Source organism: Clostridium lacusfryxellense (assembly GCF_018861735.1).
GTDB lineage: Bacteria > Bacillota > Clostridia > Clostridiales > Clostridiaceae > Clostridium_AD > Clostridium_AD lacusfryxellense.
Genome location: NZ_JAHLEB010000022.1, coordinates 23,129 through 45,713 on the forward strand (window position 1 = coordinate 23,129; position 22,585 = coordinate 45,713).

Here is a 22,585-nt window from a genome sequence, read left to right on the forward strand (position 1 = left end):
GAATTTAATATGTCAGTATGTATATTAATGAATAACAAAAATAAGTTTAAAGTAGAGGGAACATTAGAAGATTGGGTTCAAAAAATTAAAACTGAGCAAGTTTTTGAAATTTCTCCAACAATTTATGTTGTGTCAAATAACATAAGTGAAGTATATCTAGATGAAAAACCTCAAAATGATATTAAAGAAAAGAAATCTAAAAAAAAAAAATAAAGTAAACAACTAACATGTAACTAAAATAAGATCTAAAATGGAAAATCCATTTTAGATCTTATTTTAGTTAATTATACAATTATTTCTCATTACACTACATGCTTTATATATCCATTAGTATTAATTTGTAGAGCTAAAGTATCATTTATAATATTTGTTATATTTTCAATATTATTATTTATGTAAAAATGATTCCCCTCAAAGTTATAAATGTTGAACCCTCGACATACATGATTTTTCCAATCTAATATCTCTTTTAAATTAATAGTGTCTTGCTTCCCATTTAAAATTGAAACATCACATTCAATTTTTGCTTCTCTTTTTTTATATGTATAGGTTTCTAACATTTTAAAATCACTTCGAATTATAGGGAGAAACATTTTAAATATTTCTTGATTGTTCATTAACTCTTCTGGTGTACCACCAAGTTCCATTATTTTTTTCATGAAATCACTATCAGACAAATTACATGTATCTTCTCTTTTCCTTATAATACTTGGTGCTTTATACCCTGAAAAAAATATATGTGTTGGTTTTCTAAGTTTTAACTTGCTTATTTTATAATATAATTCATAGCCTAAAAGGCTACCCATACTGTGTCCATAAATAGCATAATCCTCATTTACTATCTTATCTTTGATATTTAGAAATATATCATCTACTGCTTCTTCTATACTTTCATAAAAATCTTCATTAAATCTTTTTCCCCTTCCCTTTAATGATATAGGTATTAATTTAATTGAGGTATTTAATTCTTTTTTCCATTTATAATATATTGCTTCGGACCCACCTGCATATGGTAAACAAAATAATATCATTACTATAACTCCCTTTACTCTAGATCAAGTTTAGAATAGTTATTTATTAAGCTATTCTGATCTATTGTTATTATATTATTTGAAATATCTTTATTTAGTGAACACACTGCCATCTTATAACCTAACTGTATATCAAAGATTTTAAATATATGTTCATTATGTTTATTGTTATGTACTACTTTAATCTTCTCAGATTGATTCATATTGATTGAAAATGATTGTAACGGTATTGATAAACCTTGTCCACAACATTTTATATAACTTTCCTTAAGCGTCCATATCTCATAAAATTTACTTAGCTGAAAATCTAAAGTTTGTCCAATAATATATTCGAATTCACTTAACGAGAAAAAATTTTTAGCTATATCATCATATTTAATATGTTTAACTTTTTCAATATCAATTCCTATTGATTTATCATCAATAACACATACTACAAACTCACTAGAATGAGATATATTAAAATTCATTAATGGGTAATCTTTGAGATATGGTTTTCCATATTTATTTGTTCCAAATACTATATTTTTATTTTTAATCTTGAGTTTTTCTACAATAATACTTCTAATCAATATTTCACCGATTAAGGTTCTAATTTTATCTTGTTTATTAATATATCTATTGATTTTAAGTTTTTTATCTGGACTAATGAATAAACATAAATCTTCTAATTCCTCTTCGTTAATATCCAATATTTTGACTGCATAAATTTTCATTAACTACCTCACTTTATCCTTATATATAAAGTTTTTCTAAATATATTATATAATTGGATAGTTAACGCTCTGTTAAGATTTCAATATGTTTATGTTAAAACCCAATATTTCTATTCTTAAAAAGGCAGCTACAGTTTACATAACTCCCTTTTTATATAAATACTCTTTAATATTAAATATTAATATTGACATTACTCCAAAATGATATATACTAAAGGTATATAAAGTATACTGATTGTGTAACCAATCATTAATACTTGTTTAAATACCTACACACTTAACTCTACATCTACATCTACATCTACATCCACTGTTCTTTTTTTAACTAATAATCTATTAAAATACCTATTTGAGTAATATAAACATCTTACTAAATAAGATATTGTAAAACTCAGAACAATATCCAGGATAAGTTCTATAACAAACTTAATTCCAATAGGTAAATTAATTGAAGCTAATTCAAATTGCATAATAGCAATAACTGGAACATGGAAAATATAGACCCCAAAGGTATTCTGTGATAATACCTTTATAAATGAGGATGTAATGTTAAGTGACTCACGGAAATACACAATAAGACCTATATTTAATGCCATACACATTAAACAATCCCAGAACGACCAAACAAACGATTCCCAATTTAATCCCCCATTAGCTAATATAAAATCAAACTTTCCTTTGCCTATAAATGTAAGAAAAAGAAGGATAATTCCTAAAATTAACCACTTTTCACCTTGTGATTTCGAAAAAGTAGAAAACCATTCTAATCTATACGCTAACATACCTATACATATGAACATTAAATATTTGGGAACATTGGCATATTATAACTGTATAAATCCTAAAAGAGCTCCCCAAAAATCTAGATGATACCAGATTCTAACAACGAATGTAACTATAGACAATAACGCTACACACAATAAAATTATTGGTAAAGTTGGTGGCTTTGTGTCTGGATTACTTATAATAATTGTTTTCTTTACAATCTTTCTTATTAAAGTATAAGCCACGGAATAAACTAACAAGTGTTCTAAAAACCAAAGATGTGCAAATTTCAAATCAGGCCATACTGTAAGCCACTTATCATACCAGTTCTGTGGTTTATCACGAAGCCCAAAAAATATGTATTTAGCATATTCTAAAAAATTGTAGCTGTTATGTCTAAAATTCACATTATAAAAATAATGTAATGGTAAGATAATAAAAAACAAGCCCAATATCATTGGAATTAAATACATATTACATCTCGATTTTAAAAACTTTTTAGCACCTTTTTTATCATAAGATAAAGGCATAAAATATGCTGATATTAGAAAGAACAACCCCATGTTTTTTACAAACAAAAAGAACCCTAAAAGATCTAGGGTTCTTTAATTTGTTCTTTTCACTTTATAATTTTCTAGAGTTTAATGCATTTTCAATGGATTTTAGAATTACTTTGCTGCTATTTGTTGCACCTGTTATCATATCTACTTGCAAACTTTGTTCCTTTATTACCTCAGCTGTAACTGCTTCTCCTGGTTTTCCTTTATCCGTTTTATGTTTAACTAGGACTATATCTATAATTTTGCTATCCTTAACTGTAACTGAAACTGTTGCACCTACATAAACAACGTCACAAGAGCCTAGATATTTACCATCTGCAACTTTTGACAAATCTACACTACCAATTTTCATTTCACTAGTTACTTTTTTATACTTTTGTAAAGAAATCAAATATTTCCCTCCAAATATGGCAGCAGTTAAAATAACTACGCAAACTACACCTAAGATTATTTTTTTCCTGTTTGACATACCAATATCTCCTATATTTTTTTTTATATTCAACATAATTAATTCTCCTCTACTTTTTTATAGCTCTTAATAAAAGTTCGAATCCATCATCCATTAATTCTTCAGTTCCTTTATTATGATAAGTTTTAATATACTTTTCTTTTTTATTGATTAGTCCAATAAGACCTAACATAGTTGACCAAAGCATAATACAAACTAAATTAGAATCTGTACTAGCTAATATCTCACCCTTCTTTATTCCATTAATAATACAATTATTTAAGAGATTAAAGGAATACTCACCTGCAATATAACAGTCTTTTATTAATGAATGGCTATCATTAACCTGAAAATCAAAATCTTTGTTTTCATAATCTGAAATTGCTTTAAAATACCCGGGGTAATCTCTACTGAAACTAACAAAAGTATGACCTAATTCTTTTATATTTTCAATTTCAGTTTTATCAGTATTTTTGCTTATAGTTTTATCATATAAATCATTTAATGTTTTAAACCCTAATAACATAATTTCATAATATAATTCTTCTTTACTTTTGAAATATGAATATATAGTTTTTTTAGTAAATCCAGCCGACTTTGCTATATCATCCATTGTTGAATTTTCAAAACCCTTCTCGAAAAAAACCCTTTCTGCTGCATTTATCATGTCATTTTTACGAACTAAATGTTCTTTTTCCTTACGTTGTGTAATACTCATAGCAACTACTCCTCCACTTCACTAGATAAACCTTAAGTTTACTTTGTATACTATAAGTATATGCATTGTGTCTAAAATGTCAATAATATAATAATAATAATAATAATAAAGGGGAAGCCGCCACCATTACAACTTCCCTTTTATATAACTAACTAAACATCTTTAAGTCATTTGCTAACTCATTACTACTTGATTTTCTTTCAACATCAGAAAGTGTATGATTTATATCTATTTTTAACATTTTCTTTTGACTCGTGTTATCCAAATCAGAGTTATCTAAAGTTACCTCTTCTTCAATAGACACTTTATAAGTTTCATTTTCAAAAGGGTAAGTAGGTAATGCAACTTTTTTCTCCATCTTCGAAAACAGTTTGTTCGGATTGTACCTGCTTCCAAGTGTATAAATCTTAGCTAATGCCGTGATAATAGATTCCACTGGATTTTCATTAATATTCATCTCAACCAAGGTAAATGATTTATCATCGCACAATTCATTATTTTCGATTTGCTTAATGTTACCAGGGTAAATAACTACACCGTGAATATCTAACTTTTCTTCAATAACTCCCGAAGGCGTAAGTATTGGACAATTTAGATAAACTGCATTTTTATTCTTATCAGTGCTAGTAAAATTCTCTGTAATGTTATTACTGATAATTTGCTCCATAGCTTTGTCTAGATTTATTAACCCAGCTAGGACTGCCGCAGCTGCGATACCTGTACCTTTTGTTATCATTCCATAAATTCTTAAATCAAAATCACTTAAAAGAACACCGAGTGCATACTGAGTTGCAAAAGAGTTTATACGCTCAGCCTCTTCAACATTGTTGTTTTCAAAAGATTTGTATTTATCCATACATTCCTTGTATGCATCTCTAAAGGTAACATAACGCGAGCATAGGTCATGTTTATGATCTTCATCTATTTTTATATTACCATCCAATAGAAGATACGCCTTCGTTTCACGATTAGGATTCGATCGTCCTTCAAAAGTTCCATTTATATTTTCACCGTTTCCAACTGAGGTAAGTACCTCTAATAAATGCTTCCTGGATCTTACTATTGCTGCTGTCTTAGTACTTAATTCTTTTTGTGAATTATTCATTGTAAAGCAAATTGAAGCTACACTTAAGCCTTGATTTTCTTCAACGTGATTCCTTAAATTAATAGCTATCTGTTTCACAATATCTTTATTTCTACCAGTTAACTGAAGTATATATGGAGGCTTTTCCTCCTCATATTCCATTTGGATAGGAGCTTCTTCCAAGACCACATGAACGTTGGTTCCTCCAAATCCAAAAGCATTTACCCCTGCTCTTAAAGGATTATCGCCACTACCTTTCCACAACACTTTCTTACCACTTGCAACATAGAAAGGAGAATTTGCAAAATCTATGTTAGTGTTAGTGCTTGACTTATCATAGTTAATAGTATGTGGTATAGTTTTATTCTTAAGTGCAAGAACTACTTTTATTAAACTTGTAATTCCAGATGCTGATAACATATGCCCAATAGACGATTTAACTGACCCAATAGCACAAAATCCTTTTTCTGCTGTAAAAGAGCGGAAAGCATGAGTTAGTCCTTCAATTTCAATAGGGTCACCCAAGGGTGTTCCAGTACCATGAGTTTCCACATAAGATATGGTCTCTGGATTTATATTTGAATCTTGATATGCCTTCCGTATTGCTTCTGCTTGTCCCATAGGTCTTGGAGCTGTTATACCCTGGGAATGTCCATCATTATTAATTGCAGAACCTTTAATTACGGCCATTATGTTATCCTTATCACGAATCGCATCAGCCAGAGGCTTTAATAGTACAACACTTGCCCCTTCTGAGAGTACCATACCATTAGCTTTACTATCAAATGGGTAACAAATTCCTGTACTCGATAAGGCTGATATTCTGCTGAGTCCCACATAGGGAGTAGGACTAAGATTCAAGTTTACGCCTCCAACTATGGCCATTTTACTATTACCTGATCTAATACTTTCACATGCTAAATGTAATGCAGATAGTGATGATGAACAAGCTGAATTAATTGTTAAACTTGGACCTGTAAGATCAAGACAATGACTTACCCTTGCTGCAACCTCATTTAAACTATTACCGGCTACTGCGTCAGGCACCATCTTTGCTGGTTGTAAAACATTTAAAATGCTATTCATTATGCTATTTCTCTCTTCACTGCTTATATTATTAAACTTAGTATTAAACGATAAGTCTTTTTTTAGTTCCATATAAGTTCTGTAATTTGCAAAGTGCTCTGCATAGGTGCTTTGTTCACATCCTACAAAAACTCCAATCTCTTTTGATCTATATCTTCCTCCATAACCAGCTTGTTGTAGTGCCTCCCATGCAATTTCAAGGAAAATCCTCTGCTGTGGATCAGTAACTTCAGCTTCACTTGGGGACATACCAAAGAATAATGGATCAAAGTCATATGGCTTATCAATAAATCCGCCATGTTTTGTATATGATGTATGCGAAGAGTTTACATCGGTGCTAAAATAATCTTTTGATGACCATCTTCCAGTTGGAACTTCTGATATTACACATTTGCCAGTCTCGAGAATGTTCCAATATTCATTTAAAGTATTCGCTCCTGGTATTCTAACGCTTGCACCAATTATTGCTATATCCTTTATCTTTTCATCTGAAAGATTATTTTTTTCTAGAATATCTATTTTTGATGCTGCTACTTCTTCAAAACCTGCTGAATAGATTTTCTCAATGTACTCTGCTAATGAATCCGGAGTCTGATATTCAAATATTAATGTAGGATATAATTCTATCCCAAGACAATTCCTTAGACTTTCCATAACTTTAACCGCTCCAAGTGAATTCAAACCTAAATCAACAAAATTCTGTCCTATATCTAGGGTTTCCATATCTACTTCGAGTTCCTTAGCAATAACTCCATAAACAGTATCTTTAATATTTTTCACTTTCTCAAAATCTATTGTATTAACTTTGAGTACATTACCTTCAATTGTATTAACTTTAATATGTGAGTATTTATTCTCTTTTGCAATTTCAATCTTGTCAATAATGTGTATCACCCGCGTGCTTTCATTTGATAGTGCAATCATTAGAGCTTCCACAGCTTTTTCTTTTGGAAGAGGATTTAACCCTTGAGCTTTAATAGCATTTAATGCAATGTCGCCAAGCCCCGATCCCATTCCGGTTTTAGACCATAAGGAATAATTTAATGTTAAAGTTCTTCCAGGAGCATTTTGGGATTCCCTATAAAAGCCGTATGCTGGCATAAATGAATTTGCCGCAGCATAATCACCAAGACCCGCTGACCAAGCCTTACGCGTGCAAGACACTGATGATAACATAACAAAGAACTTAAGTGGCTCTTTTCTTGTAACAAAATCGGTTATTACCGTTCCCTGCACTTTAGGTTGTAACACTTTATTTATAGTATCCATTTCTTTTTCTATAAGTTTAAAGGTTACAGAATCCCATGTACCCGCTGCATGAATAACTCCATGAATTTGTCCATAAACATCATTTACTCTTATTATAAGAGCTTCCATGTCATCCATATTTGTAACATCTACAGCTTCATAAGTAACAGTTGCTCCAATTTCTTCAAGCTTTAAAATCAAATTTATCTTTTTCGTGAATTTACTATTATTAGATACTTCTTTGTCCCACTCATCTCTGAGTGGTAACATTTCGCGTCCGGTTAAAACTAGATTGATTTTTGCTTTTTTTGCAAATGCTTTTGCAATTTCCCCACCAACAGGACTAACTCCCCCTGTAATCAAGTAAGTTTCACCATCGTTAAATTCAATATTTGATAATTTATCTAATTGCTTTATGCTTATCAAATCTCTAATATACCGAGCTCCATCTCTAATAACTACTATTCCTTCATTATTTAATTCACATGTCATCTCATTAAATAATGCTAACGCAAGTTCTTTACTCGATTTATACTCTTTTTTATCTATATCTATGCAATATGAATTTATAGAAGTATTTTCCTCGTCTATTGCAAGTGCTAAAGTTACAGCAACTGATTGATGAGGATTAAGCATTTTATAATTTTCACTTACTGGTATACCACCGTTTGTAACCAGTAATAATTTAATATCGCTAGCCTCAAGTTTTGCTAATTCCTTACCAATGTTTAATACGCTATAAATATCTTCTTGCATTACCATATCATCAAATACAAATTCTTTATTGAAGTTCAACCTCTTTAAATTCCAAAGATGTATTACTGCAGCTATAGATCCAGGTATATCTTTAAAAAGCTTAATATAGTCACTTTCTAGAAGTGGATTAATTGTAAAGTTTCTATTAGAGTCATAACTATATTCAACTCCCGAATTAACAACATAGATTCTGTTTTCCTGCGAATCAATTATTGATGTTAATTCTTCGCTAAAGCCGTTTCCATCATCAAATACTATTATATTTCCTAAAGGAAATGAGTTAGTAGGCTTTGCAGTTTCTAATGTCCAGTTCCAATTATAAAACCAATTTTTTGGAACTTTAGCACTTTCTGTTCCGAAATCGGGTTTATATGTCTTCCTTTGGAATGGATATAATGGTAATTGAACTTTATCATAACCAATACCAGTTTCCAATTTTTCAAAGTTTATGTTAACTCCTAAAGAAAATAATGTTCCTAGGGCTCCTAAACATGTACCAAAAGCATCTTTCTTTCGATCCGAAGATAACAAAATAGTTTTATTATTGCTAGTTTGTATACCTCTTGCCATTCCTGCGAGAACACTACCAGGACCACATTCAATTAAAACATCTACTAAGTTATCTGATAAAAATTTTATACTTTGCTCGAACTTTACAGATGCAAGAATATGTTTAATCCAGTAATCTACGTCAAAAGGTTTATCCATTATTTCTCCTGTTATATTTGACACTATAGGTATTTGAGGAGAATTAAACGTTATCGTCTCAAGCACTTTCCTAAAATCATCTAAAATTGGATTCATAAGTGGTGTATGAAAAGCTTGAGAAACATCTAGTATTTTAAATCCTATTTCTTTACTAAATAACAATTCACAAAATTTGTCTATTGAATTAAGTTCTCCTGATATTACTTGATGTGTCCCATTGTAAGCAGCGATCCAAACATCACCATCAAAATCTTTAAGTAATTGTTCAATAATGACACCTGTTGTAAATACTGCACACATACCACCAGATGATTTTAACTCATCCATAAGTTTTCCTCTAGCAGTTACTATTTTTGCAGCGTCATGTAGACTCACTACACCTGAAAGACACGCGGCTGACCATTCACCAACACTATGACCAATCATATATGCGGGTCTTACTCCTAGATCCATAAAAAGCTTTCCAAATGCATAGTCAATAGCAAAAATTACAGGTTGTGTAATATTTGTCTGAGCAAGAATGTCTTTATCTGCTTTATCACTATAAATTAAATCAGTTAGCTTTTCGTTAAGATAAGGGTAAAATTCATTAGAACACTCTTGGATATAACTTCTAAATATAGGTAAGTTCTCATATAAATCTCTTGCCATTCCAACATACTGTGCACCTTGCCCAGTAAACATCAATGCAATACAACGCGCCTTATCATTAGTATTATCTAAATTCACATCTTGTAGTTTATTTAACAAATCATCGCAAGACTCTGCAACCATACTAACGCGGTATTTGAACAAACTTCTTGATTGATTTTCAGCGTAGCATATATCTCCTAGGTTCTTTTCATTATTAATTTTAAGATACTGGACTAAATTAACTATTTTTTGTTCTAATGACTTTTTTGTATTTGCAGAAAGACATAAAACATTATTAGGTCTTTCAAATTTATTTTCAACCTTTGTTTTAACTAACTCCTTTGCCTCTTCAACAATCATATGACAATTAGTACCACCAAAGCCAAAGGAATTAATTGACGCTCTTCTAGAAACTCCCTGTGCTACATCCCATTTCTTTGCATCCAAAATAGTATAAAAAGGAGTTTTATCAAATTTAATGGATGGATTAAGTTCACTTAGATTCACATTAGGAGGCATAATTTTATTGTTTAAGGCAAGTACCACCTTAATAAAACTAGCTATACCTGCACTATTTAAAAGATGTCCGATATTTGCTTTAACTGAACCTATGGCTATAGAATTAGCTTTAGGATTCCATCTTTTAAAAGCACTGTCTAGAGCTCTAACTTCACTTGGATCCCCAATTTTTGTACCAGTACCATGAGCTTCTACATATTGTATATCCTTAGGATCAAATCCATTATCTACATACAAAGATTCGATTACTTCGCGCTGACCATCAGGATTAGGTGCCATAACTCCTATAGAATGTCCATCATTATTTATTGCACTTGCTTTAATAACAGCAAGAACTTTATCATTATCAGCTATTGCTTTTTTAAGAGGTTTTAGAAGTACTAAACCTGCACCTTCGCCAGGAACAAGACCATCAGCCTTAGCGTCAAAAACTCTTGATACCCCGCTTGTTGATAAAGCGCCAGCATTACTAAGGTAAATATATGGGGTGGGCGTAAGCAAAAGGTTGATTCCTCCAGCTATCGCAAGCTCACATTCGCCTCGCCTTAGAGATTCACATGCCATATGAATAGTTACTATAGAAGATGAGCAAGCTGTATCAACCACTATACTAGGTCCTTTTAAATTTAGTTCTTGAGAAGTTCTAGCTGCAATCATATTCAAAATATTATCTACAAGTAGATTAGGGTGAAAATCAGTTACACCAAATTTATTCTTCCATTCTTTAAGTATGGACTCTTGTTGCTCATTAGTAAGTGAAGTAATACTATCAAAGTTCTTTAAATTTAACATTTTTAAAGTATTTAAGTGATATTCGTAGTATGCATTTGTACTAGCACCAATAAATAGAGCTAAACTCTTCCCACTTATTTTTTGCTTAGAATATCCTGCTCTCTCGAGTATTTCAAATGCTAATTCCAAGATAATCCGTTGTTGAGGATCCATAACAGCCGCTTCCTCGTCAGATATATTAAAAAAATGTGCATCAAATTCAAAAGGATTATCTAGAAATGCACCAGTACGACAATTGGTTTTTGTAGGGTCAACATCAGGACTGTAGTATTGATTTATATCCCATCTATCTTCTGGTATTTCACTAATACTGCACTTGCCTTTTACTATATTATCCCAAAATTCTTCTGGACTGGATGCATCAGGGAAACGACAAGACATTTCTATTACTGCTATATCCTCATCCTGGTCCATTAAATCATGATATGGTTTTGTTATATTATTTTCTAAGATATTTACATTATTCAAGTTTCTAATATATTCATCCATATCATTTATAGTTTTACAATTAATAAGTAGTTCATGGCTTAAAGTTACTTCTAACTCATCTTCCAGCATTCCTAAAACTTGAACTGCTTTTATTGATGTTCCCCCCAGTGTTAAAAAAGGTTGATTATATCCTATATTTACTGCTGGTTTATCTAATATTTCACTCCAGATCTCACGTATTTTATCTGCATTAACACTTTTTATTAAAGGTTTATACGTTTCATCTTCCTGAGCCTTTTCCTCTATATTAAATAATAATTCGTCATTCGTAAATGTATCATCCTCATACTCATTATTCAGAAATGACTTTACAAGCATAAAACGTTGAACTTTACCACTTGTAGTCTTAGGAATAATTTTAGTTAAAATAACATACTCAATAACAATTCCAAAAGCTTCGTTTATTTTCTTAAGTATGTTTGAGTAAAAGTTTATAAAATTATCCTTATTAACGCGAAGTGCAGAGAATATAGCAATCTTTTCTCGTCCTTCCTTTTCATCATGCCATCCACATACCACAACTTTTCCAGGCTCTACCCCATCAATTTCTTCTAGTTTAGATTCGATATCATGTGCAAAGAAATTTTGTCCATTCACAAAAATTATATCCTTAATACGACCTGTTACACATAATTTCTTATCAATCATAAAACCAATATCTCCAGTTTTTAACCAACCGTCTTGAAAGAATTTAAGGGTTGCCTCTGGGTTATTAATATAACCAGAAGTAACATTGTCACCTTTTATTTGTATTTCTCCTAAATTTTTCTCTTTTACTACTTTACCTTTTTTATCTACTATACGAACTTCCATCCCAGGAACAGGATATCCCTCATTAGCCACTTGATAAGAATCAATATCGAGCTCATCAATTTCCTCTGCTATTGAATTGTTTATAAGACTATTTCTGCTAATACAATGACTTTCAGGAATAGATCTAGCAATTGGAAAAGTAACTGCTAAACATGCCTCTGCCATTCCATACACCAAATACATACTTGTCTCATGTAAATTACATACAGCTAATTTTTCCATAAATTCTTTAACTAGTGGTACAGAAATAGGTTCCGCTCCATTAAAAATCAATTTCAAAGAGCTTAGATCCCAAGCTTTAAGATGTTTATCTGTTAACTTTTTAAGAAGTAATCTATATCCAAAATTAGGACTAGAAGTTAAAGTAATTTTATGCTCTGAAATTAAATCAAACCATCTGGTTGGCCTTTTTACAAAACTTACTGGATGCATATTTATCTGATACATACCTAAAGCAATTAATGTTAAATGACAACCAATTAGACCCATGTCATGATAGTAAGGCATCCATGAAAGAAACCTATCCTCTGTAGTGAAATCAGCGGCTACAATGATTGCTTCTATATTAGTCAATAAGTTTTTATGTGTTAAAATAACTCCTTTAGGCGTATTAGTACTCCCTGAGCTGAACTGTATCAAAGCTGGCGTGTCAGAGGAGGACATATTGATTGTTCCTTTAATCGAACTTTGTCTTAAAGTTGCGACATCGAGTATTGACATACTTGCACAGTCTAAATATACATTGTTGTTTTTCATACCATTAATCATAGCTACGTCACTTATTATTTGTGGTTTTTCTAGTATATTCCATACATTTATAATCTTTTCTAGGGAAGCACTTTTACCCTTAAATGATGAGGGAGGTGTAATTGGTACAGGTATAATTCCTCCAATTATGCAAGCCCAAAAGCTAACAGCAAAATCAATGTTATTTTCAAAGGACAGAATTGCATAATCATCTTGTTTTAACCCATTTTCTTGAAGTTTTCCTAAACAGTATATAGATTTTTCTAATAACTGTTCATATGTAATAAAGATTTCATCATTATTTTGGATAAACATTATGCCCTTATCTTTTTGATTTGTTGCGGCCTCTATTAGTAAGTTACCAATGTTCATTTTGTCGCAATACACGCCCGTAATAGGTTTTCCACTGGAAATTGACATTTTCATATCCTTATTAGCTTTATTTACTTTCTTATTATTCATTTGCGCATCTCCTTAATAATAGTTTTTCAGTCCACAATAATATTTAGGCAGCTACCTTTAATCCATATTTGCCTCTTTTCATATATCTTGTAAAAAGAAATATAACAAAAATTAATATACATACACTAAAAATATAGCCATCTCCTAGCAAACTCATAGCCGTTGATGAAATTAGCGGTCCCACTGTAGATCCAATTCCATATGAAGAAGTAAATAATGAAGTCCCATACGGTATCTCTTCTTTACGAAGGTTTTGGACTGTAACTGCAAGCGATAGTGGGTATATAGGTCCAATAACAAGACCAGATAAAAACGAAAAAATTAATCTTATAACAAAACTATCAGAAATTATAATTCCTGAAATCGTGAATACCGATATAAAAATAATAATTATTAAAGTATTCACGCGTGAATACTTATCTGAAATATAAGTCATAGGAATAGTACCGACTATACTTCCTACTACAAATATTCCCAAAGCATATCCAAGATTAGTTAAGCTATACTCTTGATGAAGAAGAAAAATAGGATATAACGTAATTAATGTGGTTTCTGTAAATCCATATGCAAAGGCACCCTGAAGTCCAATAGATACTTTTTTTAATACATTTCCTTTTGATTTCTCAGGAAATATTAACCCTTCACTAAAATTATAATTTAAAATTATTGGACATAATATGAGAGTAACTATAGGAATCATAAAAGGGATCCAACTTTTAGATATATACAGCTGTGGACCTATAATGGAACTAAGTACAAAACCTATAGCAAAATAGAATGAATATAATCCACTTACTATTCCTCTTGTACCAGCCTCGGCTAAATTCTGAACCATTGTTTGAACTACCACTATATTGAAGCTTATCCCAAATCCCATAGTTATCATAAGTAAAAGCAGTATATATAGATTTGAAACTAGAGGAAAAATGCCACAGGCCATAGCAGCAATTAACGAACCTACTAAAATATATACCTTAATATTCTTATCTTTCATTTTTTTACTTATAATAATTGAACCTATTGACATGAAAAGAAAAAAAGAAGAAGAAATTGTGCCAATCCATATATTCCCTACGTTGTTCTTCTCTAAGTGGGTGGACGCAAGGGGATTAATGATCCCCAGTGCAGTTCCAATTAATAAACCTACTATATAAAGAACCCATTTATTATTTCCGAACACCAAATGTATTTTCTCTCTTAACTCCATAATATTCTGCATTACCTCCTTACCTTTTCTTAAGTACTGCTGTAATTGCTTCTATCTGCCCTGAACCAAACCAATACATATCTTGCTTGCCAAATAGCTTGATTGCTTCACCAGTAATATAGTCAGATTTTCCCGAAGCTAAGAATATAACTAGATCTGAAACTTTCTCAGGTGGCATAGCCTTCTTCCTAAATGCACTTGGGGCCATATCAGTATCCACAAAAGCAGGACATATTGAGTTTACCTGAATGTTACTTGGCTTAAGCTCTTCAGCAAGAGATTTGGTTAGTCCAATAATTGCATGCTTAGATGCAGTATAGGCGCTCATTAGTGGATATCCAATAAATGATGAATCAGAGCCTAAATTAATTATTTTCCCTGACTTTTGTTTAACTAAGTGTGGAACAACCAAGTGGCATAAATTAAAGGTACCAAATAAATTAACTTCTACTATTTTCTTCCACTCAGCCTCATTAGCCTCAGTAAAAGATTCCATCTTTGTTATACCTGCATTATTTACGAGGATATCTATTTTCCCAAACTCTGAAATAACTTTACTAACAGCCTGGCGAACTTGATTATAGTCACTAATATCCGCTGTTATAGATATAACTTTACCGCCCATCTTTTGAATTTTTAGTTCTGTTTCTTTTAGCTCATTTCCCGTTCTAGATATAATAGCTATTTGAGCATCTTCCTTAGCCATTTCAATAGCGATAGTTCTTCCAATTCCTCTACCTCCACCAGTTATAATCACAACTTTTCCAAATAAACTACCATGTTTCTCGTCAATTATTGAAAGTGATTCTAAAGATCTACGTTCCTGTGGTTTTTCCTGTTTATTAATATAAGAAATCATATCCTTGGTAGATTTAATATATTCACAACCAAGTGCATTAATAGTAGCCTCACTGTACATATTCTTAGAGTATTCTATTTCTAAATTTAATTCACCACCTGATATAGAGAAAAAGAACTCAATTGATGAAATTCTCTTTTGCTCAGGATGCGAATACCTTTTATCAATCTCATCTTTAGAAAACTCAAATACATCATACTTTGGAATATCTCTGTTCCCTAAGTAATTTGCCCGTATAGAGGATATATTTAAATCAGGATACAAATAGGTAGGTAAATTATCAGAAACTAAATCATAACTTACACCATTCAGTGGGACACTATCTATTGCTTTTGTTATCTTATGGACCGTCTCTGTCCATTCTTCGTTGTGACCAATGGTAATTCCAAGTGGATAGTTAACTGCAAAGTTGCCTGCTGTCTCAAAGAAAGTGTTATCGCCACCTAGGTCTCGTCCACTCACTCTGTGGCTAACTACAACCCATGATTTGTTATATAACTTTTGTAACATTTTATAGAGTGGAGCAAGTATGATGGGATATACATTTGCCCCAAAATATCTTTTTGCTGTTGTCTGTAGCTGCCTTGTTTCAAATTTATCTAAAGTAAAACACTCTGCTTTAGTTGATTCCTCAGTATTATTACCTAAGTTAAAATCTGTAGGGATTTTAAAAGAATACATTTCTGATGGGAATTGTTTTTTGTAGTAATCCACATATTGATAGCAATTATTCTTTTTCTCCACTTCAACATGTTTAACAAAATCTCTATATGATTTTGAATTTTCAAGTTCAACATCTTGAGCCCCGAGCATTAGTTGTCCATAGATTTTCCAAATGTCCTTGAACAAAATTTGATTTGTTATAAGATCAGAAATAAGGTGATGTCCAATTATAGAAATATCATAAGTAGAATTATTTATCTTTATAACAATCACTTTCCAAAGAGGCCATTTGTCTACTTCGAGTCCTAAAATAATTTTATCAGTTAAATCTTTTACCTCATTATTTCTTTCCTCTTCATTCATATTAGTACCTTCATAGAAATCTGCTTGTACCACTTGATCCCCAGGTAAAAATTTCTGTGTCCACTTTCTATCACTACTAACCAATACACTTCTTAAAACATCCTGACTATTAGTTAATATAGAAAGCGCCTTATTAAAGAGTGTATAATCTAGAGGCTGTTTATACAAAAATCTTGTATATCCAGTCCACTGATATGGATGATCGAAATAATTCATTAACCAGTTTTGTGCTGGTGCTAGAGGTATTTCATTTATTTCTAAGTTATTAACATTCCCGCCTTTTAGCTTTCTTTGAGATAATTCGTTCAAAGCCTTTCTATTAAGCTTGCCGTTAGGAGTTTTTGGCAAAATGTTTATCCACTCAAAATGGTGAGGAATCATATAATAAGGTAGTTTCTTTGATATACATTCTTTTAGTTCGTTATCATTTACTTTATTTCCGCTAACCCACGCAATTAATTGTTTCTGACCCTCAATATAGTCCACCGCGATTACCGCAGCCTCATTTACGCTAGGGTGACCTCCAAGAACTGATTCAATTTCCCCTAGTTCAACTCTAAATCCTCTTATTTTTACCTGGTTATCAATTCGTCCAAGATATTCATAACTTCCGTCTTGTCGCCTTGTGGTTAAATCACCAGTTCGATATAAAAATTCTCCTGGAACATCACTAAATGGATTAGATTTAAATGCTTCATCTGTTTTTTGTTTATTATTTTTATATCCCTTGGCAATTTGAATACCGCCAATCCAAAGTTCCCCTATATCTCCATCAGAAAGTTCTTTCATATTTGCGTCTAGATTTTTTATAAAGACATTAGAAATTGGCTTACCTATTGGAATGCTGTTTTCTCCATCTGCTCCAGGTCTCTTTTCAATTATGTGGCAGGTTACGTCAATAGATGCCTCTGTAGGTCCATAAAGGTTTGCTAGACCTATAGACATACTATGTTTGTCTACCCATTTTTGCATTATTGACATTGGAAGAGCCTCTCCACTAAAAATTAGCCATCTTAAATCCACAAAATTATAATTATCATCTTCTAAAGCATTCACAAATTCACCAAATAATGATGGTACAAAATGCATTATGTTTATCTTTGAATCTATTAACCACTCCGCAAGGCCCCATGGATTTTTTACGACATCAGAGCGCACTGGACATACAGTTCCACCATACATTAAAGGCCAGAATAGTTCCCAAACAGATATATCAAAACAACATGATGTTTTTTGCGCTACACGTTCTCCTGGTTTTAGCTTAAATGTATCTTGATGCCATTTTAACCTATTCATATAACCTTTGTGCCCAAGCATAACTCCCTTAGGATTTCCTGTTGACCCTGAAGTATATAGGACCACCATTAAATCATCAGGTAAATTTATAAATTCAGGTTCACTATCAGCCGTATTTTCCCATTCTTCCTTTAAAACTTGCTTATAATTATATATTGAATCCATAGGAGTGCCATAATCCAAGTATGTCAGGGTATTTATAGTAGCATTTTCCTTTAATAGATCTTTTAACTTATCTTTTAACGCATGCTCAGTAAGCATAACTTCTATACCTGCGCTTTTAAGTATATATTCAACACGTTCAGTTGGATAAGCAGGATCAACCGGTACATAAGCCGCACCAGATTTCATAATACCAATCATACCAATAATCATAATAGGACCAGGAAGTGCCATTATTCCAACTAGAGATCCTCTTTTAACACCTTGATTTCTCAAATAATTAGCAATCCTGTTTGATGAGTTATCGAGCTCTTTGTATGTTATTATTTCACCTTGGTATATAATAGCTGGGGCACTGGGCGTAAGCATGCATTGTTTCATGATTTGCTTGTATGGAATTTGCTTGTATGAAATTTGATCTATATCTTCTTCTTTATTAATTTTTATTATAGCTTCATTCTCCCATCGAACGTCGTTACCTAATTCAATTAATGATGCCATTTCATTTATTGTTCTGCATCCAAAAAGAGAATTTTTATTGGCTCCTCCATGTGCCTTACAAACTCTTGTTATTATACGGATAAGCTGCAGTGAATCGACGCCAAAATCTGACTCCAAATCCCTATTTACATCATCTTGACTTATAGTTGTACAACAAACTTCTTGAGTTGTTTTCAGAATTTCTTGGAGTAACGCTATATTTTTTAAACTATTTGTTTTTAGATTTTTATCCTTGGATTCTGTTTTATGATTTGCAAGGGAATTAAGATTATCAATAAATTTATGGATTAATAGATCGATATTGTCTTTTTTGAAGTGTAGACTATCATAATTTGATGTAATAAGAATTTGATTTTGAAATAGTTCGATAAGATTATCTATAGTACCTACATTAGTAGATGTATATGCTTCATAATCAATTATATTTAAATCACCATATTTTTCATTAATTCTAGTATTACCAACGAAAGAAAGATATAAATTTGATTTTAAAGTTGAACGCACAATAGCCGCTGTCGTTTTAGGCATTTTTCCATTTTGAAGCATATCCTGCTCTTTTGCCATTTTGGCTGTAACATAGGTTTGAGCTTTATCTATTCCTGAAGATATTTTTTCTTTAATTTCTGCATCTACCTTCATTACAAATGTATCCCAGTTCTCATTAGTATCTTCCAAATTAAAACATAATGACATATTCTGTGCAAAGCAACCTATAAGTCCTGTTGCATCAATACTAGGATATACCTTACCACCAGTAGGCAAATTTAAGATTGCTTTGCTACTTGACTCATCCAGTTGTGATAAGGATTTTAGATATGAACTAACTAAAAGCGTAAATAAAGAAACTCTAAGTTCTTTTGATTTATCTATTAGGAGACTAGTAACAGACTTACTTATCCAATATTTTTGTGTTTTAACCCTTGCAATCTCATTTATAGCATTATCATCGTTAAAAGGATTGAATTTGTATTTTGTTTTACCATAAGTTTTTATATAATTCTCTAGACTTTCATTTTCTTTAGGATTATTCCAACTATTTATTTCTGAAACCACTTGATTATAATCGGGCACTTGTAATATTTTAGGTAGCTTAACACTAACACCCCTCAACTTTGACGAGTAAATTTCTAGCATCTCTCTAATTATCTGCTGATTACCAAGGCCATCTGAAACCAAGTGATTATTTGCAAATATTAACTCATATTGGGTATTACTTACTTGAATAACCATAAACTTATGTAGTGGGAATTCAAAAATATTAAAAGGTTTATTCAAAATTTCTTCAATAGTTTCCTTTATTGTTTTATTTATAACTTCCTTCGCAAAATCTCTTATATCAACTACCTCAATATCAGGCAATATAGGGTTACTATATACAGTGAGTTTATAGTCTTTAAAACTTTTTGCTTCACCCTCCGCTTTAAACTCAGAACATAAACTAGGGTGTCTTTTTACTAGTTCAAGATAGCTCTCCTGTAAGAAATTTAAATGTAGAGGACCTTCGATTTTTACACCAGAGCAAATAGTCAATGTTCCCACAGACCAATAAGATACCAGAAATGGATATTGAGAATTCAAAATAACTAGATCTTCTTTTTCATTTTTACTCAATGTCTCCACATTGTAAAAACTCTCAAACATAATAACAATTTCACCTATAGTTTGAAGAGCCATTAAATATGTTATAGGATACCTAGATGTAAAATCCTCTAGTAACTCCTCTGGTACAATTTTCATTAGCTGATTCATTAATGTTACCATTTTTATTGAATCAATTCCTAAGTCACTTTCAAGATACATTTCGCAATCAAGATCTATTGTTTTATGTCCAGTTACATTAGAAATAAGCTCATATACTTGTATTTTGATATCAATAGGGTTAATCTTTCTAGTATACATTTTATATTCCCCTTTCATAAATTAAGTAATTTAAAAAATTCTTAAAAATTGTGAGGTGGCGTTTAATGTAAGTTGTTTGTTTCCTGTAAAAATGAATGTTTTTCTAGTTATAGTATATAATTCAATAATTAATTTTACGTTAAGGTTTCAATATGTTTATGTTAAGAATTATTAAACATTATTCTACTACCTTACCGATTTTCCTGAATTTATAATATCTCTTGGTGAGTAGAGATTCTATAGGTTCCCGAGTTAACCTATTAATAGCCTCTTCTAGATTACGTTTTATGCATAACGCCATCTCATCTACATTAGTGTGAGCTCCACCTAGTGGTTCCTTTATGATTCTATCTATTATTCCAAAGGTAATTAAATCCTGCGCTGTTATTTTCATTGTAATAGCTGCTTGCTTAGCTAGGCTAGCATCCTTAAATAATATACTGGCAAAACCCTCTGGCGATAAAATAGAATAAACTGCATGCTCAAGCATCCAAACCTCATCAGCTATCGCCATAGCTAAAGCTCCTCCACTTCCACCTTCTCCTATAACAATTGAAATTACTGGTGTTTTTAAATTTGACATGGCCATAAGATTTCTAGCAATTGCCTCGCCTTGACCTCGTTCTTCTGCTCCTAGGCCACAATATGCTCCTGGAGTATCTACAATACAAATAACAGGCCTCTTAAATTTTTCTGCCTGTTTCATAAGTCTTAAAGCCTTTCTATATCCTTCAGGACTAGGCATACCAAAATTTCTCTCTATGTTTTCAATTGTGTTATTTCCCTTTTGCTGAGCTATAATCGTTACAGACATACCGTTGAATTCTGCGATTCCACCAACAATAGCTGCATCATCTCCATAATACCTATCCCCATGTAGTTCCATAAATGAACTAAATATTCGATTAATATAATCAAGTGCGGTTGGACGTTCTACAAGTCTTGCAATGCATACCTTATCCCATGCAGTTAGATTTTTATAAGATTCTTTTTGCATATTATAGAGTTTATCTTCCATCTGATTTATTTCTTTTTCTAAGTCCATATCTTGCTCCGCAGCTAATTTTTTTAGTTCATCTATTTTACTTTTAAGTTCACTAATGTACTTTTCAAAAGGTAAAGTTGCCATAAAACCTCACTCCCTATACGTTGCTTTTGTCTTCCTCTGGTATTTGCGAATGAATTTTTAATATTGTTGTTAAAGTATCCCTCATATCTTTTCTATCCACTATCTTGTCTATGAAACCCTTTTGGAGCAGAAACTCAGCCCTCTGGAAATTAGCGGGTAATTCCTGCTTTAATGTCTGCTCTATAACTCTTTTACCTGCAAAACCTATTAATGCATTAGGCTCTGCTAGAATTATATCTCCAAGCATAGCAAAACTTGCTGTAACTCCACCCGTAGTTGGATCTGTAAGAACAGTTATATAAAGGTATCCGCTCTCATTATGCCTTGCAATTGCCGCACTTACTTTAGCCATTTGCATTAGTGAGAAAATACCCTCTTGCATCCTAGCCCCTCCTGAGGCCGTAAATATAATAATAGGTTTTTCATCTTCTGTTGCTATTTCTATAGCCCTTGTAATTTTCTCTCCAACAACAGATCCCATGCTTCCCATCATAAAATTACTATCCATTACTGCAATTACGATATCACGACCACCTATCTTTCCTTCTCCAGTTATTACAGCTTCATTTAGTAAAGTTTTAACACGTTGATTTTGGAGTTTATCCGGGTACCCTTCAAAATCTATAGGGTTATCTGAAACCATGAATTCATCGTATTCTATAAAAGTACCCTTATCTATTGTATAATCTATTCTATCTCTAGACCCAATTCTGAAGTGATTTCTACAATTTTCACAGGTCATTATACTACTCTCTAAATCCTTAATATAAAGTATTTCTCCACAAGTTTCGCATTTAATCCACATTCCTGATGGGATATTAGGTTTTTTCTCACCATCATTCCCTAAATTCTTAACCTCAATGTATTTGCTCCTTTGAAATATACGTTTAAACTCAAACATATTGCTACCCCTTTCTAAAGACATACCTAT

General features: G+C 31.8%; 10 protein-coding genes and 1 pseudogene. 1 reads left to right on the forward strand and 10 read right to left on the reverse strand.

Annotated elements, in window-relative coordinates; translation table 11 throughout:
- Positions 1-9: 9 nt before the first annotated feature.
- Positions 10-213 (forward strand): hypothetical protein, encoded by a 204-nt coding sequence (locus KPL55_RS13565; RefSeq protein WP_216307270.1) that lies wholly within the window; start codon positions 10-12, stop codon positions 211-213.
- Between the two features lie 89 nt (positions 214-302).
- Here the strand turns inward: KPL55_RS13565 and KPL55_RS13570 are convergent, their stop codons facing one another.
- From KPL55_RS13570 to accD, 10 genes and pseudogenes are all read right to left on the reverse strand, one after another.
- On the reverse strand, positions 303-1,031 hold the full coding sequence (locus KPL55_RS13570; protein WP_216307271.1) for a thioesterase II family protein: 729 nt from the start codon (positions 1,029-1,031) through the stop codon (positions 303-305).
- A 14-nt stretch (positions 1,032-1,045) separates the two neighbouring features.
- Positions 1,046-1,747: a 4'-phosphopantetheinyl transferase family protein gene (locus tag KPL55_RS13575; RefSeq protein ID WP_216307272.1), complete on the reverse strand. Its 702-nt coding sequence runs from the start codon at positions 1,745-1,747 to the stop codon at positions 1,046-1,048.
- Positions 1,748-2,016: 269 nt separating this feature from the next.
- Positions 2,017-3,075: pseudogene (locus KPL55_RS26030) on the reverse strand (acyltransferase family protein).
- 61 nt (positions 3,076-3,136) lie between these two features.
- Entirely contained in the window at positions 3,137-3,541 is a 405-nt protein-coding gene (locus tag KPL55_RS13590) for an FMN-binding protein (RefSeq protein WP_216307310.1), read from the reverse strand.
- Between the two features lie 49 nt (positions 3,542-3,590).
- The gene (locus KPL55_RS13595) at positions 3,591-4,238 is read right to left on the reverse strand and encodes a TetR/AcrR family transcriptional regulator (protein ID WP_216307275.1); all 648 of its coding nucleotides are present in this window, start codon (positions 4,236-4,238) and stop codon (positions 3,591-3,593) included.
- A gap of 148 nt (positions 4,239-4,386) precedes the next feature.
- Positions 4,387-13,575 (reverse strand): type I polyketide synthase, encoded by a 9,189-nt coding sequence (locus tag KPL55_RS13600; RefSeq protein ID WP_216307276.1) that lies wholly within the window; start codon positions 13,573-13,575, stop codon positions 4,387-4,389.
- A 43-nt stretch (positions 13,576-13,618) separates the two neighbouring features.
- Entirely contained in the window at positions 13,619-14,782 is a 1,164-nt protein-coding gene (locus KPL55_RS13605) for an MFS transporter (RefSeq protein WP_216307277.1), read from the reverse strand.
- Between the two features lie 19 nt (positions 14,783-14,801).
- The gene (locus tag KPL55_RS13610) at positions 14,802-20,525 is read right to left on the reverse strand and encodes a non-ribosomal peptide synthetase (RefSeq protein ID WP_216307278.1); all 5,724 of its coding nucleotides are present in this window, start codon (positions 20,523-20,525) and stop codon (positions 14,802-14,804) included.
- A gap of 178 nt (positions 20,526-20,703) precedes the next feature.
- On the reverse strand, positions 20,704-21,654 hold the full coding sequence (locus KPL55_RS13615; RefSeq protein WP_216307279.1) for an acetyl-CoA carboxylase carboxyltransferase subunit alpha: 951 nt from the start codon (positions 21,652-21,654) through the stop codon (positions 20,704-20,706).
- A 13-nt stretch (positions 21,655-21,667) separates the two neighbouring features.
- The gene (gene accD / locus KPL55_RS13620; RefSeq protein ID WP_216307280.1) at positions 21,668-22,555 is read right to left on the reverse strand and encodes an acetyl-CoA carboxylase, carboxyltransferase subunit beta; all 888 of its coding nucleotides are present in this window, start codon (positions 22,553-22,555) and stop codon (positions 21,668-21,670) included.
- Positions 22,556-22,585 lie beyond the last annotated feature (30 nt).